At 71.2% G+C, this 24154-nt stretch carries 12 protein-coding genes; 10 read left to right on the top strand and 2 right to left on the bottom strand.

Annotated elements, in window-relative coordinates:
* The first annotated feature begins 51 nt into the window (after window positions 1-51).
* Complete coding sequence (locus ACH4G3_RS06025) at window positions 52-1680, top strand: sensor histidine kinase (protein WP_397623395.1); 1629 nt, start codon at window positions 52-54, stop codon at window positions 1678-1680.
* Window positions 1677-2414, top strand: coding sequence for a response regulator (locus ACH4G3_RS06030; RefSeq protein WP_397623294.1), 738 nt, complete (start codon window positions 1677-1679; stop codon window positions 2412-2414). The genes ACH4G3_RS06025 and ACH4G3_RS06030 overlap by 4 nt, the downstream gene beginning before the upstream one ends.
* Before the next feature lie 8 nt (window positions 2415-2422).
* On the opposite strand, the gene ACH4G3_RS06035 is transcribed toward ACH4G3_RS06030, so the two are convergent.
* Window positions 2423-2734 (bottom strand): hypothetical protein, encoded by a 312-nt coding sequence (locus ACH4G3_RS06035; protein ID WP_397623295.1) that lies wholly within the window; start codon window positions 2732-2734, stop codon window positions 2423-2425.
* A 128-nt stretch (window positions 2735-2862) separates the two neighbouring features.
* On the bottom strand, window positions 2863-3810 hold the full coding sequence (locus tag ACH4G3_RS06040) for a methionyl-tRNA formyltransferase (protein WP_397623296.1): 948 nt from the start codon (window positions 3808-3810) through the stop codon (window positions 2863-2865).
* Window positions 3811-4073: 263 nt separating this feature from the next.
* Here ACH4G3_RS06040 and ACH4G3_RS06045 point away from each other — a divergent pair, with 263 nt between their 5' ends.
* The 8 genes from ACH4G3_RS06045 to ACH4G3_RS06080 all read left to right on the top strand — a co-directional run bounded on the left by ACH4G3_RS06045 (window position 4074) and on the right by ACH4G3_RS06080 (window position 24152).
* Window positions 4074-5429: a lysine N(6)-hydroxylase/L-ornithine N(5)-oxygenase family protein gene (locus ACH4G3_RS06045; RefSeq protein ID WP_397623297.1), complete on the top strand. Its 1356-nt coding sequence runs from the start codon at window positions 4074-4076 to the stop codon at window positions 5427-5429.
* A gap of 31 nt (window positions 5430-5460) precedes the next feature.
* Window positions 5461-6519: a FecCD family ABC transporter permease gene (locus ACH4G3_RS06050; protein ID WP_397623298.1), complete on the top strand. Its 1059-nt coding sequence runs from the start codon at window positions 5461-5463 to the stop codon at window positions 6517-6519.
* Window positions 6516-7577 (top strand): FecCD family ABC transporter permease, encoded by a 1062-nt coding sequence (locus ACH4G3_RS06055; RefSeq protein ID WP_397623299.1) that lies wholly within the window; start codon window positions 6516-6518, stop codon window positions 7575-7577. Before ACH4G3_RS06050 ends, ACH4G3_RS06055 begins: the two co-directional genes overlap by 4 nt.
* Before the next feature lie 38 nt (window positions 7578-7615).
* Window positions 7616-8455, top strand: coding sequence for an ABC transporter ATP-binding protein (locus ACH4G3_RS06060; protein WP_020271590.1), 840 nt, complete (start codon window positions 7616-7618; stop codon window positions 8453-8455).
* A gap of 115 nt (window positions 8456-8570) precedes the next feature.
* Window positions 8571-9629, top strand: a complete 1059-nt coding sequence (locus tag ACH4G3_RS06065; protein WP_397623300.1) for an iron-siderophore ABC transporter substrate-binding protein — start codon at window positions 8571-8573, stop codon at window positions 9627-9629.
* 46 nt (window positions 9630-9675) lie between these two features.
* On the top strand, window positions 9676-11463 hold the full coding sequence (locus tag ACH4G3_RS06070) for an ABC transporter ATP-binding protein (protein ID WP_397623301.1): 1788 nt from the start codon (window positions 9676-9678) through the stop codon (window positions 11461-11463).
* A gap of 58 nt (window positions 11464-11521) precedes the next feature.
* Complete coding sequence (locus ACH4G3_RS06075; RefSeq protein ID WP_397623302.1) at window positions 11522-22465, top strand: non-ribosomal peptide synthetase; 10944 nt, start codon at window positions 11522-11524, stop codon at window positions 22463-22465.
* A complete protein-coding gene (locus ACH4G3_RS06080) occupies window positions 22452-24152 on the top strand; it encodes an ABC transporter ATP-binding protein (RefSeq protein ID WP_397623303.1) in 1701 nt (566 codons plus the stop codon). Before ACH4G3_RS06075 ends, ACH4G3_RS06080 begins: the two co-directional genes overlap by 14 nt.
* The last annotated feature ends 2 nt before the right edge of the window (window positions 24153-24154 follow it).

Below are 24154 nucleotides of genomic sequence, written 5' to 3' on the forward strand. Positions count from 1 at the left end.
TCGGCACACGAGCCGCCCCACCCTGTGTCGGCATTGAAGATTGAGTTCATTGTGGTCGCCACCTTTCGTCGCCATTCGCTCGCGGGCGAGATGCTGGTGCTCCAGCTCGCCATCGTCGTGGTGGTGCTGCTGGCGGTCGCTGCGGTCTCGCTCGCCCAGTCGCAGGCCACCTTCAACCGGGTCGAGGGACGCCGGGTGAGCGCGCTGGCCGAACAGCTGGCCGCCAACCCCCTGGTGCGCAGCCAGCTGGTGCGTCCCGCGCCGGGGGAGACGCTCGCCCCGCTGGTGCACGCCACGCAGGCGCAGTCCGGCGTGACCTCGGTGACGGTGGCCGACGCCTCCGGCCGGATCGTCAGCTCCACGAACCCCACGGTGGTCGGCGAGCGGCTGCCCGCCGAGCCGGGTGCCGACCAGGCGCGGGGCTGGTCGGGGCAGCTGACGCTGGACGGCAACCGCGAACTGGCCGCCCAGGTCCCCGTCCTCGGGGCGACGGAGGAGAACCTCGGCCGGATCCTCGGCACGGTGATGATCGGTGAGGCCGATCCGACGGTGTGGCAGCGGCTCAGCGGCGCCTCCTCGTATCTGCTCGCCTATCTGGGCATCGCCAGCGGGCTCGGCGTGGCCGGCTCCTGGCTGCTCGCGCGGCGGGTGAAGCGGCAGACCCTCGGGCTGGAGCCGGGGGAGATCGCGGGACTCGCCGAGCACCGGGAGGCGATGCTGTACGGGATCGCCGAGGGCGTCATCGCCCTGGATCCGCAGCACCGGCTCACCCTCGTCAACGACATGGGCCGCCGCCTGCTCGCCCTGCCCGAGGACTGTGTCGGGCAGAGCCTGGACGGCCTGGGCATCGACGGACGGCTGCGCGACGTGCTGGCCGGCACCGCCGCCGGCAAGCGGGACGAGGTCGTCGTCCGCCACGGCCGGGTCCTGGTCATGAACCGGATGACCGTCACCAAGGACGGCCGGCTCCTCGGCTCGGTCACCACCCTGCGCGACCGCACCGAACTGGCCCGGCTGGAGCGGGAGATCGGCTCCTTCCGCAGCTCCTCGGAGCTGCTGCGGGCGCAGGCGCACGAGTTCGCCAACCAGCTGCACACCATCTCGGGGCTGATCCAGATCGGCGAGCAGGACGAAGTCGTGCGCTACATCCGGGCGTTGAACCAGCGCCGCCAGTCCCTGGACGTCACCCTCAGCCGCCGCGTCCGGGACACCGCGGTGGCCGCCCTGCTGATGGCGAAGGCGTCCCTCGCGGCCGAACGGAGGGTCAGTCTGCGCATCTCGGACGACACCGCGCTGGAGCGGCTGGCCCCGGAGGACGCCGCCGACGTGGCGACCGTGGTGGGCAACCTCGTGGACAACGCCGTCGACGCCGCGGCGCACGCCGGGGAGCGGTGGGTCGAGGTGGCGCTGCGGCAGGACGCCTCCAGCGTGGAGATCGTGGTCCGCGACTCGGGGCCGGGCGTGGCCCCCGAACTGGCCCGCGAGGTGTTCTCCCACGGCTTCACCACCAAGGCCGCGCGGGAGGGCGAGCGCGGCATCGGACTGGCCCTGACCAAGCTGGTCTGCGAACGGCACGGGGGAGAGATCTCGGTGGCCAACACCCCCGACGGGGCCGTGTTCACCGCACGCATGACCGTCAGCCACCTCACCGAAGCGGTGGCGGAAGGAGCGGCCCCATGACCGGAACGCGCGACATGACGGGAACGGACGACAGGACCGGAACGCGCGACAAGGCGGGCACGATCGACGTCCTCGTGGTCGACGACGACTTCATGGTGGCCCGGGTCCACCGCGCGTTCGTCGAGCGCGTCGAGCCGTTCCGGGTCGTCGGCGTGGCCCACACCGGCGGACAGGCGATCGAGGCCGTGGACGAGCTGCGGCCCGACCTCGTCCTGCTCGACCTGTATCTCCCCGACCTCTTCGGCCTCGACGTCATCCCCCGGCTGCGCACCGCCGGCCACGACTGCGACGTCATGGTCATCAGCGCCGCGCAGGAGGCCGAAACGGTCCGCGGCGCCGTCCGGCAGGGGGTCGTCGACTACCTGCTGAAACCCTTCGACTTCGAGGATCTGCGCCCCCGCCTGGAGCGTTACGCGGCCCAGCGGGGCAGGCTGCTCACGACGGTGGTACGGGGCCAGGCCGACGTCGACCGGGTGCTGGCCGGAGCGGGCGTTCCCGCACCGGCGCCCGCGCTGCCCAAGGGCATGAGCGTGGAGACCGCCGAACTCGTCGAGCGGGCCCTGCGCGAGGCGGCCGGCACCCTGTCCGCCAGCGAGTGCGCCGCGCTGACCGGCGTGTCCCGGGTGAGCGCCCGCCGCTACCTGGAGTACTTCCACGGCACCGGCAGCGCGGAGGTGTCCCTGCGCTACGGCGTCGCCGGCCGGCCCGAACGACGGTACGCCTGGCGGGCGTGACCCCCTGGCTACGGCGGGCCGTTGCCCTGCGGAGAGTCCGGGGCCGGCAAGGGGGAGGGTGCGGGGGCCGGGGCGGAGACCGTCGCGGCGGAGCCGCCTCGGCCCCCCGGTGTCGAGGGGCCCGGCTTCTCCGCCGTGTCCTGCGCGATCCGCACCGTGTACAGGCCCGGACTCTGGTCACGCCACTGCTCCGAGTCCGGGCCGGTGGCCGTGGCGGCGGTCAAGGGGAGCACCACGGCCCCGGTGAGCGCCAGGATCCAGCCGAGGAAGGGGCTCAGGAGCGTGCCGGCGGTCCTGTGGTACGTGTCGTGGTAGGCCAACTGTCGTCCCGGTGGTTCGACTCGACGTCATGTACTGCCCCCATGGGCCTCACTGTCGCAGCCGCCGCCGGCAAGAGGAATCTTGAAACTTGAAGCCCCACGCGTTGCACAGAAGTTTCACAGCGGCGTCAGGGCTGGTTGGTCAAGTAGCCGCCCATCGCGGTGAAGTACTCGGCCGCGGGCAGCTCCCGGCCGTCCTCGGTCCGGACGCGCGTGATGGCCAGGCCGTGGTTGCGGCCGGTGCGCGCGTCGGCTCCGGCGACGATCACCACGCCCTCGCCCTCGCGGTAGAAGATGCGGCCGGGCGTGCCGCCGTACCGCCCCTCGGAGACGACGGCGGCCAGGACCTCAAGTCGCCTGCCCTTGTGGAAGGTGAAGGCGCTGGGGTACGGCTCGGACTGGGCGCGGACCAGCCGCTCCAGGTCCTCGGCCGGCCAGGTCCAGTCGATGCGGCTGTCCTCGATGGACCGCTTGTGGAAGAAGCTGGCCTGGGAGCGGTCCTGCTTGGTGAACTCCGTCTGCCCGGAGGCGATGAGGCCGAGCGCGCCGATGGTGACCGGGGCGATGAGGTCGACCGTCTTGTGGAACAGGTCGGTCGCCGTGTCCGTCGGCCCGACCGCCACCGCCTCCTGCCGCACGATGTCGCCGGCGTCGAGCTCGTCGTTCATCATGTGCGCGGTGACGCCCACTTCGGGCTCGCCGTTGATCAGTGCCCAGATCAGCGGCGAGAAGCCGGCGTACTTCGGCAGGAGCGAGTCGTGCACGTTCAGCGTGCCGTGGCGCGGCAGGTCGAAGATGCGCGGCGGAATCCACGTACGCCAGTTGTTGGCCACGATGATGTCCGGGTCGGCCTCCTTGAGGCGCTCGAACAGCTCGTCGTCGTCAGGCCGGTTGCGGATCACGACCGGTACGCCGTTCTCCTCGGCGAGGTCGGCGACCGAGTCGCTCCAGATCTTCTCGTAGGCGTGCTCGCTCTTGGGGTGCGTCACGACCAGGACCACGTCGTGCTCGGAGTCCAGGAGGGCTTGGAGGGTGCGGTGGCCCCAGGTCTGGTAACCGAACATGACGACCCGCATGGGGTTCCTCCTCGAAGCAGGGAATGGCCATGGTCAGTAAAGCAAGGCTTACCTAAGTGGTCAACGGGCCCAGTTTGCATACGGGTTGACGATCGACCGGCTCTCGCGTGTCTGTTTTGTCTATGGACAGCTCTGCGGGATGAGCTTAGCCTTACCTAAGTTTTGGGCGGTGCCTCTGCGGCGTGCCCGACTTCCGTACTTCCCGATGCTCGACCGACGGCTGCCTGCCCAGAAGGGCCGCCGCACCGCACGATGGGAGTGACATGGCACAGGCTCGTCCTGGCGACGCCCCGTTGATCCACGACCTCATAGGGATCGGCTTCGGTCCGTCCAACGTGGCCATGGCGATCGCGCTCAGCGAGCACAACGCGAGCGCCGCCGGGGGAGAGGCGGTCTCCGCTCACTTCTTCGAGCAGCAGCCGCGCTTCGGCTGGCACCGAGGCATGCTCATCGACGACGCGACCATGCAGGTGTCCTTCCTCAAGGACCTGGTGACGCTCCGGAACCCGGCCAGCGAGTACAGCTTCCTGTGCTACCTCAAGAGCAAGGGACGGCTGATCGACTTCATCAACCACAAGAACCTCTTCCCGCTGCGGGTGGAGTTCCACGACTACTTCGAATGGGCCGCGGGCCAGGTCGACGACATGGTCTCCTACGGCCACGAGGTCGTCGGCGTCATGCCCGTCGTGCGCGACGGCGTCGTGGAGTACCTGGACGTGACGGTCCGGTCGGGGGAGGGCCTCGAAGTCCACCGGGCCCGCAACCTCGTCCTCGGCACCGGGCTGCGCCCCCTCATGCCGGAGGGCGTGGAGCGCGGCGACCGCGTCTGGCACAACTCCGAACTACTGGGCAGGGTCGACGCGTTGGAGGGCACCTTGCCCTCCCGGTTCGTCGTCGTCGGCGCCGGGCAGAGCGCCGCCGAGAACGTCGCCTACCTGCACCGGCGCTTCCCCGAGGCGGAGGTCTGCGCGGTCTTCTCCCGCTACGGCTACAGCCCCGCCGACGACAGCGCCTTCGCCAACCGGATCTTCGACCCCGAGGCCGTCGACGAGTTCTTCGCGGCGCCGAAGGACGTCAAACGCCGGCTGATGGACTACCACGGCAACACCAACTACTCCGTGGTGGACATCGACCTGATCGACGACCTGTACCGGCAGATGTACCAGGAGAAGGTCCTCGGCACCGAGCGCCTGCGCTTCCTCAACGTCTCCCGGCTCACCGGTGTCACTGAGACGCCGGACAAGGTCAGGGCCGCCGTCACGTCCCTCGTCAGCGGCGAGGAGACTCTCCTGGACGCCGACGTCGTGGTCTTCGCCACCGGCTACAGCCCCGCCGACCCCGTCGGTCTGCTCGGCGAGGTGGCCGACCGCTGTCTGCGTGACGACGAGGGCCGCGTCCGCGTCGAGCGCGACTACCGCATCGCGACGGAGCCCGACCTGCACTGCGGCATCTACCTCCAAGGCGGCACCGAGCACACGCACGGCATCACCTCGTCCCTGCTGTCCAACACCGCCATCAGGGTCGGCGAGATCCTCGACTCGCTCCTCGACCGGGGCCGCAAGTCCGCTTCCGACGAGGCGCGGACGGTCGCCGACGGCACCGGCAGCGCCACCCGCTAGTGCACTGAACAAAGGGATAACGTACGTCGACATGGGCACGATCGCAGCGGAGCGCCCCGCGTCCAAGGTCACAACTCAGGCCCGTCGGCGGCGAGTTGCGGGCTTGGGTGCGCTGGTGCTGATCCTGGTGGCCGCGGGAGCGGTGTCGTTGGCCGTCGGGGCGCGGGCATTGAGCCCCGGCGAAGTGTGGCACGGACTGTTCGCGGCACCGGAGTCCGACCAGCGGCTCACCGAGATCAGGCTCATCGTGGAGACCGTGCGGGTGCCCCGGACGGTGCTCGCGATCGTGGCGGGCGTCGCCCTCGGGGTCGGCGGGGCGCTGATCCAGGGATACACGCGCAACCCCATCGCCGACACCGGCCTGCTGGGCGTGAACTCCGGTGCCTCGTTCGCCGTGGTGACGGTGATCGCCGTGTTCGGGCTCTCCGACCCGTTCCAGTACATCTGGTTCGCCTTCCTGGGGGCGGCGGTCGCCGGTGTCGTGGTGTTCGGTCTTGCGAGCATCGGCCGCGGTGCCGGGAACCCGTTGACGCTGGCCCTGGCCGGGCAGGGAGTCACGGTGTTCCTCGCGGCGATGACCACGGCGATCGCGCTGTCGGACCAGAAGTCGCTGAACGCGCTGCGGTTCTGGAACGCGGGCTCGGTGGCCGGCGTGGGATTCGGTGTCATCTGGCCGGTGACCGGGTTCATCGCGGCCGGACTGGTGCTGGCGCTGATCACGCTGCCGGCCCTCAACCTGCTCAACCTGGGTGACGACGTGGCGCGCGGGCTCGGGGTGAACATCGCGCTGAGCCGCACCATCGGCATCACCGCCATCACCCTGCTGGCGGGCGCCGCGACGACCGCGTGCGGGCCCATCGCGTTCCTCGGGCTCATGGTGGCCCACGTGGCCCGGTACCTGACCGGGCCCGACTACCGCTGGCTGGTGCCGTACGCGGGTCTGCTCGGCGCCATCGTCCTCCTGGTCTGCGACATCGTGGGCCGCCTGGTGGTGCGGCCGAGCGAGCTGGACGCGGGTGTCGTCGTCGCCCTGCTGGGCGCCCCGTTCTTCGCGGCGATGGTGTGGCGCGGAAAGTTCAAGAACGCATGAACAGGACAGACGTGAAGCCGTCGGTGGCGCCGGGCGTGCGGCTCGGCCAGGTGTCGTTCGTCTGGCGGCCGTGGATCGTGTGCGTCACGCTGCTGCTCGCGGCGGCGACGTTCCTGGTGTTCTGCCTGTCCATCGGCGTCGGGGACTTCCCCATCGGGCTGCCCCGGGTGATCGCCACGATCGTCGGCCGGGGTGAACAGGTCGACGAGTTCGTGATCATGGATCTGCGGATGCCGCGGGCCCTGGCCGGGGTCGTCGTGGGCATCGCGCTCGGGGTGTCCGGGGCGCTCACGCAGTCCATCGCCCGCAATCCGCTGGCCAGTCCGGACGTCCTGGGGATCACGAACGGCGCCAGCGCCGTCGCGGTGTTCCTGGTGACGGTGTCGGGCGGGACGGCCGCTGCGATCGTCAGCTCCGTGGGCCTGTCGGCGGCGGCGCTCCTGGGCGGTCTCGGCACGGGCCTGCTGGTGTACTTCCTCGCCTGGCGGCGCGGCATCGACGGCCTCCGGCTCATCCTCATCGGCATCTCGGTGAGTGCCGTGATGGAAGCCCTCACGACCTGGCTGCTGGTCACGGCCGACATCAGGGACGTGGCCCAGGCCCAGGCCTGGCTGGTCGGCTCGCTGGACGACCGGTCGTGGGACGAGGTCCAGGTGGCCGTCTGGGGCACGCTCGTCCTGCTGGTCGTCGTGGCGGGCGCCGCGTTCCAGTTCAAGCCCATGCACCTCGGTGACGACGTCGCCGCGGGCCTGGGGGTCCGCTACTCGGCCGTGCGGGCGGTCCTCCTGCTGTGCGCGGTGCTGCTGGCCGGCGTGGCGGTGAGCGCGGCGGGCCCGGTCCCGTTCGTGGCGCTGGTGGCCCCGCAGGTGGCGATGCGTCTGGCGCGGTGCCCGACGCCGCCCATGGTGGCCTCCGCGCTGGTCGGTGCGCTGCTGCTGACCGGCTCGGACCTGGTCGCACGCGCGGTACTGCCCGTCAGTCTCCCGGTCGGCGTGGTCACCGCGGCGATCGGCGGCCCCTTCCTCGTCTATCTGCTGGTACGGGCGAACCGCAGATAGCTGGTACAAAGTCAGGCGAGCCTAAGTAAGGGGGCCTTGTGGTCACTCAGTCCGTCACCGGGGTCGAGTCCGAGTCCGATCAGGCCTCCCGGCTGGCAGCCAGGGGCGTCACGGTCGGGTACGGCGCCCGGACCGTCATCGACGATCTCGACGTGGCGATACCCCCCGGGGTGATCACCACCATCATCGGCCCCAACGGCTGCGGTAAATCAACGCTGTTGCGGACCCTGTCCCGGCTGCTCAAACCGTCCAAGGGGACGGTCGTGCTGGACGGCGACGACATCGCCCGTCTCAGGACCCGGGACGTGGCGAGGAAACTCGGGCTGCTGCCGCAGGCGCCGGTCGCACCCGAAGGGCTGACGGTGGCCGACCTGGTCGCCAGGGGCCGCCATCCGCACCAGAGCTGGCTGCGGCAGTGGTCGTCCGACGACGCCGACGTGGTCGAACGCGCGCTGGCCATGACCGGCGTGTCCGACCTGGCCGACCGCCCGGTCGACGCGCTGTCCGGCGGACAGCGGCAGCGCGTCTGGATCTCGATGACCCTGGCTCAGGGCACCGATCTGCTGCTGCTGGACGAGCCGACCACCTATCTCGACCTGGCGCACGCGATGGACGTGCTCGATCTGGTCGACGATCTGCACGAGTCGGGATGCACCGTGGTGATGGTGCTGCACGACCTCAATCTGGCCGCGCGCTACAGCGACAACCTCGTCGTGATGCGGGCCGGGTCGATCCTGGCGCAGGGGCATCCCCGTGACGTGCTGACGGCCGAGCTGCTGCACGAGGCGTTCGGACTGCACGCCAAGGTCATCGACGACCCGGTGGGCGACCGGCCGCTCATCGTCCCGATCGGTCGCACGCACGTCCAACTCGACTAGTTCCCCACAAAGTTACGAAAGTAAGGCTAGGCTTACCTTACCGTCTTGCGGTACGGTTTGCCTGCCCTTACCCGGGGGCGTACTGGACAGTGCGAAACAGCAAGGGGATTGACGGATGCTCCTCCACAGAACGACGCGCAGGACGCCATGGCGGCGGGTCGCGGCACTGCTCTCCGCCGCGACGCTCGGCGTCGGGCTCCTCGCGGGATGCGGTTCCGAATCGGACTCGGGCGACAAGGGCAGCGACACCACCTCGACCGCCGCGGCCGGCGCCTTCCCGGTCACCGTGGAGCACGCGTTCGGCACCACGAAGGTCACCGAGGCCCCGAAGCGGGTCGTCACCGTCGGCTACACCGACGACCAGAGCGTCCTGGCGTTCGGCATCAAGCCGGTCGGCATGACCGACCAGTACCCGAACCCGGCGGGCAAGAGCCCCGACATCAACACCCAGTGGCCCTGGGTGAAGGACAAGTGGGGCGACACCAAGCCCGAGGTCATCATGAAGAACGGTGACTCCGGCCCCAACTACGAGAAGATCGCCGCCCTGCGCCCCGACCTGATCATCGCGGTGTACTCCGAGATCGACCAGGCCGGCTACGACAAGCTCTCCAAGATCGCGCCGACGGTGGCCCGCACCAAGGCCGAGAAGGAGCCGTTCAGCGCCCCCTGGCAGGACAACGCCCTGCACATCGCCAAGGCACTCGGCAAGGCCGAGGCGGGCGAGAAGATGGTGCAGGACATCCAGACCAAGCTCGACGCGGCCAAGAAGGCGCACCCCGAACTCGCGAAGCAGAAGGCCGTCGTACTGTCCTGGTACGAGAACTCGGTGGCGCCGTTCACCTCCACCGACGTGCGCGGCCGGCTCGTGACGGGCATCGGGTTCAAGTACCAGACCGAGATCGACAAGGTCGCGGACGGCAGCTTCTACACCAAGCTCTCGCCCGAGCGCGTCGACCTGGTCGACGTCGACCGCATCTTCGTGATCAACGACAAGGCCGACACGGCGGCCCTGAAGAAGTTCAAGCTGTTCGCCAACCTGGACGCCGTGAAGAAGGGCAACGTGTCCTACCTGCTGGACAGTGAAGGTCCGGCGGTCGGCGCGGCCATCTCCCAGGGCACGCTGCTGTCCATGCCGTACGCCGTCGACGAGCTCGTGAAGTCGGTGGCCGAGTAGCGATGCCGGTCATCCTGTCCTGTCCCCTGTCCGCCCGGGTCGCGGTGTGAGCGCGACCGTCACCCGTCCCGCTCCGGCTGCCCTGCACACGGCGACCGGACGCGAGGCCTCCCGATGGGTCGCGGCACACTGCCGCGAGGTGCCCTGGCTGTCGGCGGCCACCGTGCTCACCACGGTGGCCGGCGCGGCGCTCCAGGTGCTCCCGGTCCTGCTGCTCGGCCGGGTGGTCGACGGCGTGGTCGAGGGGGAGTCCCGCTCGGTCCTGGTCACCATCGGGGTGTTGATCGGGGCCGCCGCTCTGCTCGGCGCGGCGGCCACCGCGGTGTCGACCTATCTGATCGGCCGGTTGGGCGCCGACCTGCTCGCCCGGCTGCGGGAAGGGGCCGTCCGGGCGGTGCTGGGGATGCCGAGCGCCCGCATCGAACAGGTCGGCCGCGGAGACGTGCTCTCCCGGGTCGGTGACGACGTGGCCGTCATCTCCAAGGGCATCCGTACGGCCATCCCCACGGTGTTCTCGGCCGGAGTCCTGGTCACCATCGCCACGTTCGGCATGTTCGGGCTGGACTGGCGGCTCGGACTGGCGGGTGCCGGCGCCCTGCCCGCGTACGCGCTGGCGCTGCGCTGGTACCTCCCCCGCTCCGCCCCGCTCTACCGCAAGCAGCGGGTGGCCCAGGCCGACCGCGCGCAGGCGTTGATCAGCGGTCTGAACGGGATCGACACGGTCCGGGCGTACCGACTGGAGGGCGCCTTCCGTGAGAAGGTCACCAGCGAGTCCTGGCGGGTGCGCGATCTCGGTATCGAGGTGTTCCGGTTCTTCGGCCGGTTCGTCGGCCGGGAGAACCGCGCCGAGTTCATCGGGCTGGTCCTGATCATCGTGGTGGGGTACGCCCTGCTGGAGGCCGACGCCGCCACACTGGGCGAGGTCTCTGCGGCCCCGCTGCTGTTCCACCGGCTGTTCGGTCCGCTGGGCCTCATCATGTTCACCTTCGACGAGGCACAGAAGTCGGGCGCGAGCCTGACCCGGCTGGTCGGCGTGCTGGGGGAGGCCGCGGAGGGCCGGCTGGTCGGCGACCCGGCCGTCGTGCCGGCGGACGCCGAACCGCTGCCGGTGACGGTGCGGGGGCTGACGTTCCGTTACCCCGGCGCCGACGAACCGGTGCTGAGGGACGTCGATCTGACGATCCCGGCAGGGGGCTCGCTCGCGCTGGTGGGTGCGACGGGTGCGGGCAAGACGACCCTGGCCGCGCTGATCGCCGGCATCGGGACGCCCGAGTCCGGATCGGTGCACATCGGCGCGACCGACCTGGCGGGTCTGGACGAGGCCGGGGCGCGGGCCCTGGTGAGCATCCTGACGCAGGAGACGCACGTGTTCTCCGGCCCGCTCGCCGACGACCTGCGGCTGTCCGCGCCCGGGGCGACCGACGCCGAACTGACGGACGCGCTGCGCACGGTCGGCGCCGACACCTGGGTCCGGGCGCTGCCCGACGGGCTGAACACAGCGGTCGGCGAGGGCGGTGAGCGCCTGGACGTCACCAAGGTCGCCCAGATCGCCCTGGCGCGGCTGGTGCTGGCCCGCTCGCCCGTGGTGGTGCTCGACGAGTCCACCGCGGAGGCCGGCAGCGAGGGCGCCGCCGAGCTGGAACGCGCTGTCCTGGCCGCCTGCGCGGGCCGGACCACCCTGTTCGTGGCGCACCGGCTGACCCAGGCGATGGCGGCGGACCGCATCGCCGTGCTGGACGCGGGCCGCGTCGTCGAGCAGGGCACACACGACGAGTTGGTGGCCCTGGGCGGCCGGTACGCGCGACTGTGGCAGGCATGGCGCGAGGGCAGTTAGGCAGCCCAAGTCGGGCTGGGCTCAATTTATGGTTTCTCGAAAGGGTGCTGAGTCTTCGATGATGGAACCGAGCGCTCGTCTCGTACGGCTTTCTCCCGCACGCCTGGCCGACGTACGCCGGCGGACCGGCGACCACTCCGACAGGACCATCACCGAAGCCTGCGCCATCGGGCTGTCGTACTGGACGACGGGCCGGAGCCCCGACGGCATCGACCTCACCCCCGGCACCCTCTTCGCCGACGTCCTCGGATGGGTCGACAACGGCGGGGCCGGGTCCGGTGACTTCGAGGTCGGCGCGGACGGCCGGAGCATCACCGTGCCCGCCACCGTCGCGCCGGCCGACGCGCAGCTCGCGCTGGACGACCTGGCCGACTTCCCGGACCGGCCCCTCGGCACCATCGGCCCGTCCAGTGCGGCGGCGAGACTCGAACTCCTGGCCCGCTGGAACGACACCGGGGCCGACCGCATCCGGCCGACCATCGTGGAGATGTTCCGCGAGCAGGCACGGACCAGGCCGGACGCCGTCGCCATCGTCGACGAGCACCGCTCGCTGACCTACCGTCAGGCAGCCGAGCGATCCAGCCAGTTGGCCCACCAGCTGATCGAACGCGGCCTCGGTCACGAACAGGTCGTCGGCATCTCACTGGGCCGTTCCGCCGAGATGGTCATCGGGCTGCTCGCCGTGCTCCAGGCAGGATGCGCGTTCGTGCCGCTCGATCCGCAGTGGCCCGCCGCGCGCCGGGCCGTCGTCATCGAGGACGCCCGGGTCGTCCTGCAGCTCAATGACTCGGGCGAGCACGACCCGGCCGAACCACCGGCCGTGGCCGTCGACCTCGACGACTGGCGCTACGGTTCCCACCCCACCGAGGGGACCGGCATCACCGTCCGGGGCGACGCCCTCGCGTACGTGATCTTCACGTCCGGCTCGACCGGACGGCCCAAGGGCGCCATGATCCGGCACGAGGCGATCAGCGAGCGCCTGCTGTGGCAGGTGAACGAGATCCTGGGCTTCGGCCACGACGACGCCTCGCTGTTCAAGGCGCCGCTGTCCTTCGACATCTCCATCAACGAGATATTCCTGCCGCTGGTGTCCGGCGCCCGACTGGTGGTGCTGCGCCCCGGCGGCGAACGCGACCCGCACCACCTGCTGAGCGTCATCGCCGAACAGCGCGTCACCTTCACGTACCTGGTGTCGTCCATGCTGGACGTCCTGCTGGAGATCGCCGGCGACTCCGGCCGCCTGGACAGCCTGCGGCACGTGTGGTGCGGCGGCGAGGTGCTGACCCCGGAGCTGTACGAGCGGTTCCGCACCAAGCTCGACATCCCCATGTACCACGGCTACGGCCCGGCAGAGACGACCATCGGCGTCTCCCACGTCATCTACCGGGGAGCGGCGGAACGCCTGTCGACCTCCATCGGCAAGGCCAACCCCAACACCCAGCTGTACGTCCTCGACGAGGAGTTGCGCCCGGTCCCCGTCGGCGTCGGCGGCGAACTGTACGTGGGCGGGTTCCTCCTGGGACGCGGCTACGTGGGCGCGCCCGGTCTGACGGCCTCCCGGTTCGTCGCCAACCCCTTCGCGAACGACGGCTCCCGGCTCTACCGCACCGGTGACCTCGCCCGGTTCGCCCCGGACGGATCGCTGGACTTCCTCGGCCGCGCCGACAACCAGATCAAGATCCGCGGCATGCGGCTGGAGATCGAGGACGTCGAGGTCGGCCTCGCCGAGCACCCCGGCGTACGGCACACCTGCGTCGTCGCGCGGAAGAACACCGCGGGCGGCACCTACCTGGTGGGCTACGTCATCCCGGCCGCCGGCAGCGAGGACCTGCGGGCGGACGAGGTCAAGGCGTGGGCCGCCGAGCACATGGTCGAGTACATGGTGCCCGCCCACATCGTCGTGCTCACCCAGTTCCCGCTCACCGCCAACGGCAAGCTCGACCGCAACGCCCTGCCGGAGCCCACGATCGGCACGGGGACGCTCGTACGGCCCACCACCGACAACGAGCGCGCGGTCTGCGCGGCGGTCGCGGCGGTGCTGCGGCTCGAAGAGGTCGGCGTCGACCAGGACTTCTTCCAGCTCGGCGGCGACAGCATCCTGGCGATCTCGCTGCTGACCGCACTGCGCGACGCGGGCCTCTACGTCACGGCACGGCAGATCTTCACCCACAGCACCGTGGGGGCCCTGGCCTCGGTCGCGAGCCGGGAGGACGTCTCCACGGTCGACCACCGTGATGTCGCGACCGGGCCCGTCGTGGGCTCGCCCATCGTGCAGTGGCTCGGCGAGACCACCGACGCCATCGACGGCTTCGTGCAGTCGGTCGTGCTGAACACCCCGCCGGACCTGACCGCAGACGCTCTCGACGAGATCCTCACCGCCGTGGTCCGCCGGCACGACATGCTGCGCGCAAGGCTGGTGCGCGCCGACCGCTGGAGCTTCGACATCCCGGAGCCGGACCGCGCCGTCGCCGGGTGGCAGGAGAGCGACCGGCCACTCGACGCGTGCGTCGCACTCGCCACCGACGCCCTGGACCCCGGCAGCGGTGTGATGCTGCGCGCCGTCTGGCGCCGCGCGGCGCGGCAGCTGGTCCTGGTCGCCCACCACGTGGTGATCGACGGCGTGTCCTGGCGGATCCTCATGGACGACCTGGCCACGGCTTGGCGGCAGTTCACCTCAGGTACCCCGATCGACCTGCCCCCGGTGGGCACGTCCTTCCGGCGCTGGACGCAACTGCTGGAGCGCGCGGCGTTCGACGCTGACAGCTCCTACTACCGGCGTCCCCTGCCGGCGGAGGACCAGCCGGTGGGCAGGCGCGCGCTGTCCGACGCCGACACCGTCGCCACGGAGCGACTGCGGACCGTCCCGGCCGGCCCGGAGATCACGGCCGCGCTGCTGGGCGACATCCCCGCGAAGTTCCACGCGGGGGTCAACGACGTCCTGCTGACCGGGCTCGCCGTCGCGCTCGCCCGGTGGCGCCGCGACCTGGGACAGGACCAGACCTTCGCGCACATCGAACTGGAGGGCCACGGCCGCGAAGGACGGTTCGTGGCGGGCTCCGCCAGCTTCGAACCCGAACTGTCCCGCACAGTGGGCTGGTTCACCACCCTCTTCCCGGTGACCGTCGACCCCGGCACGGCGACCGACCCGACCGCACCCGAATACCTGACGGCCGCCCTCAAAGCGGTCAAGGAAGACCTCGCCCGAGTGCCGGACAACGGCGTCTCCTACGGTGCCCTGCGGTACCTGACCGACACCGAGTTCGACGCGCCCGCACCGCAGGTGCTCTTCAACTACCTGGGCCGCTTCGCCGCGGGCGACCCCGGCGACTGGCAACTCGCCCGGACCACCGGCCAGTTGGGGGAGAAGCGCGACCCGCGGATGCGACTGCCGCGCGCCCTGGAGTTCAACGCGATCGCCGAGCCGGCCCCGACCGGCGAGTACGACCTGGTCACCACCATCTCCTGGCCCGACGGCATGTTCACCGACGAGGACATCGAGACCATCGGCGGCTACTTCCGGGACGCCCTGGCCGGACTGGCCGCACTCGACCCGCCGGGCGGCCACTCGCCCAGCGACTTCCTCCTGGTGCCGCTGACCCAGGCCGACGTCGACGCCCTGGACGGCCCGGCACTGCGGGACATCCTGCCGCTGACACCGTTGCAGGAGGGCCTGTACTTCCACTCCGTCTTCGACGACGACTCGGCCGGAGCCTACGTCGAACAGCAACTGCTCACCCTGGACGGCGAGGTGGACGCCGACCGGCTCGCGGCTGCGGCCACCCGGCTGCTCACGCTGTACCCGAACCTGGCCGCGCGGTTCGTGGCCCTCGCCGACGGCCGCGTGGTCTCCGTACTGGAGAGCGGCGTCGAGGCGCCCTTCACCACCCTGGACCGCCCCGGCATCACCGACACCGAGCTGCGCGACCTGGCCGAGCGGGACCGCCGCGCCGGATTCGACCTCGCCACCGGCCCGCTGATGCGGTACACCCTCATCCGCTCGGGTCCCGGCCGGACCGTCCTCGTGCAGACCGTGCACCACATCATCGCCGACGGCTGGTCGGTGCCGCCGATGCTCCGCGCCCTGCTCGCCGAGTACCACGCGCCGGGGACCGTCTACCCAATCGGCGGCTTCTCCGACTACGTGGCCTGGCTCGCCGGACGCGACGCCGACGAGAGCGACCGGGTGTGGCGCGAGCAGCTCGCCGGCCTTCCCGGCCCGTCGCTGGTCGCCGAGGGGCACACCCCGTCCGACCGGTTCGCCGACACCGCCGTGCACCCGGACCATGACGTCGACGCGGCCGCACGGTCGGCCGGCGTGCCGCTGAGCGTGGCCGTGCACAGCGCCTGGGCGGTGACGCTGGGCGGCATCCTGCACGGACAGGACGTGGTGTTCGGCTCCACGGTGTCCGGCCGTGACGCGGACGTGCCCGGCATCGAGGACATGGTGGGCCTGTTCATCAACACCATCCCGGTCCGCGCCCGTTGGACCGCCACCACCACCGCACGCGACCTCCTCGCCTCGGTGCGGGAACACCAGGCCGCCGTCCTGCCGCACCAGCACGTCTCCCTGGCCAGGATCGGCCGCCAGGCCGAGGCCGGCTCGCTGTTCGACACCCTGGTGGTGTTCGACGTAGCGACCGACGTGGACGCACTGCGCCGGCCCGGCGACACCCTCGCCGTCACCGATCTCGTCAACGAGGGCGCACCCCACTACCCGCTGACCCTGGTCGTGGAACGCGCACTCGACGGCCGCCCCCGCTTCAACCTGATCTACGACGGCGAACTGCTGCGGGAGACCACCGCCCAGGCGATCCTGCGCACCTTCGCCTCGACCCTCACCGCCCTGCTCACCCGGCCGGACACCCTGGTCGACGATGTGGCCTCCGAGGGCGACCGGCGCCCCGCGCACATCACCCCGACCACCCTGGGCGGCCTGTTCGACGCCGCCGCGCGGCGCGACCCGGCCGCCACCGCCGTCACCCAGTGCGGTCTCGACGGCCGTACCCGGTCCCTGACGTACGGCGAACTGGCCCACGCCAAGGACGAGTTGGCCGCCGCTCTGCGTGCCGCCGGAGTCGGCCCCGGCCGACGGGTCGCGGTCGCCGTCCCACGGTCCGTCGAGCAGGTCGTCGCCCTGGTCGCGATCGTCGGCGCGGGCGGCGCGTACGTACCACTGGACCTGGCCTACCCGGACGAACGGCTGGAGTACATCCTCGCCGACGCCGCGCCGCAGGTCGTCCTGGTGGACCGGGAGCAGCGCGACCGCTTCACCGAACTCCTGGCCCGTACGGGCGTACAGGCGCGCGTACTCGTCCAGGGCGACGAACTTCCGCAGGACACCCCCGCGCATCCCCGCCGGGAGCCAGGCTGGCACGACCCGGCCTACGTGATCTACACCTCCGGATCGACAGGCCGGCCCAAGGGCGTCGTCGTCCCGCACTCCAGCGTGGTGACGCTGCTCGCCAACACCCAGCCCGACATGGACTTCGGCCCGCACGACGTCTGGGTCCAGTTCCACTCCTTCTCCTTCGACTTCGCGGTCTGGGAGCTGTGGGGAGCGCTGGCGTACGGCGGTGAGCTGCTGGTGCCGGAGTACGGGCTGACCCGCTCCCCGGTCGACTTCCACCGACTGGTGCGCGAGCGCGGGGTGACCGTGCTCAACCAGACGCCGTCCGCCTTCTACCAGTTCATCGAGGCAGACCGGCATGCCGGCGAACCCCTGCCCGCCCTGCGCCGCGTCATCTTCGGCGGCGAGGCGCTGGACCCCGGGCGGCTGCGCGGCTGGGTCGAACGGCACGGCACCCGCTCGCCCGAGCTGGTCAACATGTACGGCATCACCGAGACCACCGTCCATGTCACCCACCGCGTGCTGACCGAGGAGGACTTCGGCCCCGGCGACGACGTCAGCCCGATCGGCGGCCCCATACCCGGCCTCGTCACGCACCTCCTCGACGACCGGCTCCGCCCGGTACCGCCGGGCCGGGTGGGCGCCATCTACGTCGCCGGCGACCAGGTCTCGCTCGGCTACCTGGGCAGGCCCGGGCTCACCGCGGGCCGGTTCGTGGCGAACCCCTTCGCGGGGGACGGCTCCCGCATGTACCACACGGGCGACCTGGCCCGCCGCACCCTCGACGGCGAGCTGGAGTTCGTCGGCCGCGCCGACGACCAGGTCCAGCTCAAGGGCTTCCGCATCGAGCTGGGCGAGGTCGAGACAGCGGTCCGGGAACTCGACGGCGTGGTCGACGTGGCCGTGACGGTGGCCGACAGCGGTGACCACCTGGTGGCGCACGTGGTGGGCCGGGCGCCGGCGGACTTCGCCGAGCGACTGGCCGGGAAGCTGCCCGTTCACATGGTCCCGGAGCAGGTGCTCACGATCGACGCCCTGCCGCTGACGGTCAACGGCAAGTTGGACCGAAGGGGCTTGGAGAAGCGGACCCTTTTCAGGGGCGCGGGGCTGTATCAATGTGCGGCTCCGCCGCGGGGCGCGACAAGCCACGACGTACCCGCAGACGAAAGCACCGCGGTCGCCGCACTCACCAAGATCTTCACAGAGACGCTGCCCGGCTCGGAGGTGACCGCCGACACCGACTTCTTCCACGCCGGAGGCGACAGCATCATCGCCATCACGGTCGTGAACAGGGCCAGGACACTCGGCCTGCCCATAGCCCCCCGGGACGTGTTCCTGCACAAGACCCCCCGCGCCCTCGCCGAGCACCTGCCGACGCGCACAGCACAGACCACCGCCCCGATCCACCGTGAGGACGGCCCGTTCCCCCCGACGCCGATCATCCTGCGCCAGCGCGGACTGGGCGGCTCCCTCGCCCGGTTCGCCCAGGCCAGGACACTGGCGGTCCCCGAGAGCTGCTCCTTCACAGACGTCGAACGAGCCGCCGATGCCGTAGTCGCCGCACACCCCACCCTGCGCCTGCGACTCCGCATCCAACACGGAGTGTGGACTCTCCGCACCGAACCCACCCGCGAAGTCACCGTCGTACGCACGGACACCACCGACGCCACGACGGCCGCGAACGAGGCCGCCGGACGGCTCGACCCCGAGGCCGGGGAGGTCATCGCCTTCTCGTGGCTGGAGGCGAGCCGCACCCTCGTGGTCACCGTGCACCACCTCGCCGTCGACTCGGTGTCCTGGCTGATCCTGCTGGACGACCTGGCCACGGCCCTGCGCGGTGCGCCCCTGGCCCCGCCGACCACGTCCTACGCCGAGTACGCCGAAGCACTGACGCTCCAGTCGGCCCAGGCCGTCGACGACCTCGGACACTGGGTCACCACCCTCCAGGCCCCCGCGCTGCTGCCCGCGGTCGAGGGTCTGCGCGAGACCACGGTCGTCCTCCCGCCCGAGCTGACCGACCGCGTCACCCGTACCGCCCCCGCCGCACTCGGCGCCGGCCTCACCGAGCTGCTGTGCGGAGCCCTGCGCACCGCGCTGACGCACATCCAGCCGTCACCCACCGACCTCGCGATCGACCTGGAGCGGCACGGTCGGGTCCCGGTGCTCGAACACCACGACTACGCCCGTACCGTCGGCTGGTTCACCTCCATCGCACCCGTACGGCTCACCGCGCACACCGACCCCGTCGCGGCCGCGCGCGAGGTCGCCGAGCGCCAGCCGGACGAGCGCGCCCACGTCGCTTACGGACAGCTCAGGTATCTCAACCCGCAGACGGCCCCGCTGCTCACCGCCCGCCCGCAGGTCCTGTTCAACTACCTCGGCCGGGGCAGCGAGTCGCGGGCGGTGCACCTCACCGGCGGCGACCAGGGCAGCCCGTACGCCGTCGAGGTCAACGCCTGGCTCGACGAGACCACCGGCAGCCTGCACGCGGAGTTCACCCTCGCAGAGGGCGTCCCCGACGAGATCACCGAGTACTGGCACCGCGCCCTCCAGCGCATCGCGGACGCCGCCACGACAGCCGAGCGCACCGCACCGGTCACCCCGCTCCAGCGGGGCCTGTTCTTCCAGGCCCAGATGGCGGGCTCGGCCGGGCACTACGTGGCGCAGAGCTGGTTCACGTTCGACCGGCGCCTGGACACGGGCGCGCTGGCGGAGGCGATGGCGTACGTGATCGCCCGGCACCCGGTCGTGGGCGCCGGCTTCACGACCGACGCCGACGGCAACCCCGTCCAGGTCCTCAAGGCCGGCCGGCGGGTCGACGTCCGCACAGTCGGGCTGTCGACGGAAGCCGAGGTCGACGCCCTGCGGGCCCGGGACCGCGACACCGGGTTCGACCCGGGTGAGCCGCCGCTGATCCGGCTGACCGTGGTGCGTCTGCCCGACGCCCGCGACGGCCTGCTGCTCAGCTACCACCTGCTGCTGTGGGACGGCTGGTCCCGCGAGATCATGCTGCGGGACCTGTTCGACGCGTACCGGGCCGTCATCGCGGGCGAGCCCCTGGACGCGGCCCCGGCCACGCCGAGCTTCGAGGACTACGCCCGGGCGCTCGACGCCAAGGACCCCGCCGTATCGGAACGCTTCTGGGCGGAGCACCTGGCCGGCCTCCCCGGCCCCACACTGCTCGCCGGACCGGCGCCGTCCTTCTCGGACGACCTGCCGCGCGCGCTCGTGCACACGCTGTCCGCCGAGCAGTCCGGCCTGCTGCGGGAAGCGGCGAGGACGCACGGCGTCACGCTGAACTCGGTGCTGACCGGCGCCTTCGGCCTTCTCCTCGGCGCCCACACCGGCCGCAGCGACGCCGTGTTCGGCGTGACCGTCTCCGGCCGGGAGGGCGAGGGACTGTCCGACATCGTCGGCGTGCTGCTCAACACCGTGCCGATGTGGACGCGGCCACAGCCGCACGACACCGTCGGCGACTACCTCTCGTCCGTGCAGAGGGCCAGGGTCGAGGCGATGGAGCACGAGCACCTGGGGCTCGGCGAGATCCAGCGGGCCAGCGGCCACGACACCCTGTTCGACAACCTGTTCGTGCTCCAGAACTTCCTGGACATGGACGCGTTCGCCGAGATGAACGCCCGGCACGGCATCACCTCGGTGCAGGCCGACGACTCCACGCACTATCCGTTCACCTGGGTCGTCACGCCCGGCGAGCGGCTCACCGTCAAGCTGGAGTACCGCGACGAGGACACCGGGAACGCCCGTCGTCTCCTCGACGACTACCTGCGCGTACTGGAGGACCTGGCCCGCTCGACCGGCCCGGTGGGCGCGCTGCGGGGCCTGGGACCGGAGCCCGCTCGGGGCGAGCGCACGGACGTCGGCACGGACACCGTCGTCGACCGGTTCGACCGGGCGGCGGACCGCGCACCGGAGCGGATCGCACTCGTCGCCCACGGTTCGGCCATGACGTTCGCCGAACTCCGGGACCGCAGCCGCGCGGTGGCGGGTGTGCTCGCCTCTCGCGGCATCGGCCCCGAGACGAACGTCGGTCTCGCGGTCCCGCGCTCCCTCGACTCGATCGTGGCGCTGTTCGCCGTGCTGCGCGTCGGCGCCGCGTACGTGCCGCTGGAGCTGGACCACCCCGACGAGCGGATCGCCGCGATCGTCGAGGACGCCCGCCCGGAGGTGATCCTCACCGTGAGCGCCGTGTCGCCCCGGCTGACCTCGCTGGACGGCGACCTGATCGAGCTGGACCGCCCGCTTCCCGAGGCCGAGCCGTATCGGACGTTCGCGCCGGACGACCCGGACCGCCTGCGGCACCCCGCGTACACGATCTACACCTCCGGCTCGACCGGCAAGCCCAAGGGCGTGGTGACCGAATACGCCGGACTCACCAACATGCTGATCAACCATCAGCGCCGGATCTTCGAGCCGGTGCTGGCGGAGCACGGCCACCGGATCTTCCGCATCGCGCACACCGTGTCGTTCGCGTTCGACATGTCGTGGGAGGAGCTGCTGTGGCTCGCCGACGGGCATGAAGTGCACGTCTGCGACGAGGAGTTGCGCCGCGACGCGCCCCGGCTGGTCGAGTACTGCCTGGAGCACGGGATCGACGTCGTCAACGTGACGCCGACCTACGCACAGCAGCTGGTGGCCGAGGGCCTGCTCGACGACCCGGAGCGCCGGCCGCCGCTGGTGCTGCTCGGCGGCGAGGCCGTCACCCCGACGCTGTGGCAGCGGCTCGCCGAGACCGACGGAACGGTCGGCTACAACCTCTACGGACCCACCGAGTACACCATCAACACCCTCGGCGTCGGCACCTTCGAATGCGCGGACCCCGTGGTGGGCGTGGCGATCGACAACACCGACGTCTACGTCCTCGACCCGTGGCTGCGGCCCCTGCCGGACGGCGTCCCCGGTGAGCTGTACGTGTCGGGCGTCGGCATCGCGCGCGGCTACCTCGGGCAGCCCGCCCAGACCGCGCACCGCTTCGTCGCCTGCCCGTTCGGGGAACCGGGCGAGCGCATGTACCGCACCGGGGACCTGGTGGTCCGCCGGCCGGACGGCAACCTGATGTACCTGGGCCGCACCGACCAGCAGGTCAAGATCCGCGGACACCGCGTCGAACTCGGCGAGGTGGAGGCGGTGTTCGCGGCGCACCCGGCGGTGCGGTTCGTGGCTGCAGTCGCGCAGCCCGACCCGCAGGTCGACGGCGCGTACCGGCTGGCGGCCTATCTGGTCCTGGATGGCGCGGAGTTGGCCACGGTGGCCGCCGAAGTCGGCGCCGGAATGCCGGACTTCCTGCGTCCCACCCACTACGCCCAGGTGGACAGCATCCCGCTGACGGTGAACGGGAAGGCTGACACCAAGGCCCTGCCGGAGGCCAAGCCGCTGGGCGCGCTGACCACGGTGGGGGAGCGGGGACCCGAGACCGAGACCGAGACCGTGGTGTGCGAGTACTTCGCCGAGGCACTGGACCTGGACGACGACGAGGTGAGCGCGGTGAGCGACTTCGTGTCCCTCGGAGGACACTCCATGCTGGCGGTGCGGCTGATCGGCCTGCTCCGCCGCGAGTACGGTCCAGTGATCACGATCCGAGACCTGTTCACCCTGCGCACCCCGGAAGCGATTGCCCGCCACCTCGATGACAACTCCTGACACGCAGCGGCCCCGCTCGGGGTCCGACATCCTCCGCACCGCACTGCGCCGCAACGTCGGCGCCATGGCGGGCGGCACCCTCCTCATGGGCCTGTACCAGGCGGGCGAGACGGCCTTCCCCATCGCGCTCGGCCTGATCGTCGAGCACACGATGCGGGACCGCAGCCTCGGCGCGCTCGGCCTCTCGATCGCCGTACTGGCCGTGATCATCACGACCGTGTCGCTGTCGTGGCGGTTCGGGATGCGCATCCTCCAGAAGGCCAACACGACGGAGGCGCACCGCTGGCGCGTGAAGGTCGCGGCCTGCGGGCTCCAGCCGGTGGCCCGGGACGTCGACCTCAAGTCCGGCGAGGTGCTGACCATCGCCACCGAGGACGCAGACCAGACCGCCGACATCATCGAGGTGGTGCCGCTGCTGATCAGCTCGCTGGTAGCGGTGGTGGTCGCGGCGGTCGCCCTGGGTATGGCCGACATCCGGCTCGGCCTGCTGGTGATCGTGGGGACCGTCGCGATCCTGTCCTGCCTGAGCGTGCTGTCCAAGCGGATCGGCACCAGCACCCAGGAACAGCAGGCCCGGGTGGCGCGGGCGGGCGCGAAGGTCGCCGACCTGATCACCGGCCTGCGTCCGCTGCACGGCTTCGGCGGCAACCACGCGGCGTTCCGGTCCTATCGGAAGGTCAGCACGGAGGCGAAGGTCCAGGCGATCACCGTCGCCAAGGTGAACGGCGCGTACGCGGGCACCGCGCTGGCCCTCAACGCGATCCTCGCCGGCGCCGTGACGCTGACGGCGGGCTGGCTGGCGTTCGACGGCCGGATCAGCATCGGCGAACTGGTCATGGCCGTGGGCCTGGCGCAGTTCATCATGGAACCGCTGAAGCTGTTCTCGGAGATGCCGAAGTACGTCATGATGGCGCGCGCCTCGGCCGAGCGCATGGCACTGGTGCTGACCGCGCCACCGGTGATGACGCCGGGGTCCGGACGCCCGGCCGAGAGCGCGGACGTGGAGATCGACTGCGTCCGGTACGGAACCCTGCGCAAGCTGAAGTTCCAGGTGTCCGCCGGGGAGTTCGTGGCGATCGCCGCCTACCAGCCGCGCGCGGCCGCCGACCTCGCGTCGATCCTGGCCGTGAACGTCCCGCCCGGCGCGTACGAGGGAACGGTGCGGGTCGGCGGGCGGGACCTCGCGGACCTGTCGGTCGAGGCGGTCCGCGAGCACGTCCTGGTGAACCCGTACGACGGGGAGATCTTCGCGGGGACGCTCCGCTCGAACATCGACCCGTCGGGCACCAGCCGCATGGTCCCCGAGGCCGTCGAGGCGTCCATGCTGACCGACGTCGTCGCCCTGCACCGCGAAGGCCTCGACTACGGCGTCCGCGACCGCGGCGCGAACCTCTCCGGGGGACAGCGCCAACGGCTCTCCCTGGCCCGCGCCCTGGCCGCCGACAGCGACGTCCTGGTCCTGCACGATCCGACGACGGCCGTCGACGCGGTCACGGAACAGCTCATCGCCCGCAACGTCGCGAAGCTGCGCCGGGGCCGCACCACCATCGTCCTCACCAGCAGCCCGGCCCTCCTGGACGCCGCCGACCGGGTCCTCGTCCTGGCCGACGGGGTCGTCACGGCCGAGGACACGCACCGGAACCTGCTGGCGACGGACGAGAACTACTGCTCGGCGGTGGCGCGGTGAAG

It is taken from the genome of Streptomyces afghaniensis (genome assembly GCF_044327915.1).
Taxonomy (GTDB): Bacteria; Actinomycetota; Actinomycetes; order Streptomycetales; family Streptomycetaceae; genus Streptomyces; species Streptomyces afghaniensis.

Coding starts and splice junctions, on each gene's coding strand:
- ACH4G3_RS06030 (WP_397623294.1), top strand. CDS start 1,677: ATGACCGGAACGCGCGACATGACGGGAACGGACGACAGGACCGGAACG.
- ACH4G3_RS06040 (WP_397623296.1), bottom strand. CDS start 3,810: ATGCGGGTCGTCATGTTCGGTTACCAGACCTGGGGCCACCGCACCCTC.
- ACH4G3_RS06045 (WP_397623297.1), top strand. CDS start 4,074: ATGGCACAGGCTCGTCCTGGCGACGCCCCGTTGATCCACGACCTCATA.
- ACH4G3_RS06050 (WP_397623298.1), top strand. CDS start 5,461: ATGGGCACGATCGCAGCGGAGCGCCCCGCGTCCAAGGTCACAACTCAG.
- ACH4G3_RS06055 (WP_397623299.1), top strand. CDS start 6,516: ATGAACAGGACAGACGTGAAGCCGTCGGTGGCGCCGGGCGTGCGGCTC.
- ACH4G3_RS06065 (WP_397623300.1), top strand. CDS start 8,571: ATGCTCCTCCACAGAACGACGCGCAGGACGCCATGGCGGCGGGTCGCG.
- ACH4G3_RS06075 (WP_397623302.1), top strand. CDS start 11,522: ATGATGGAACCGAGCGCTCGTCTCGTACGGCTTTCTCCCGCACGCCTG.
- ACH4G3_RS06080 (WP_397623303.1), top strand. CDS start 22,452: ATGACAACTCCTGACACGCAGCGGCCCCGCTCGGGGTCCGACATCCTC.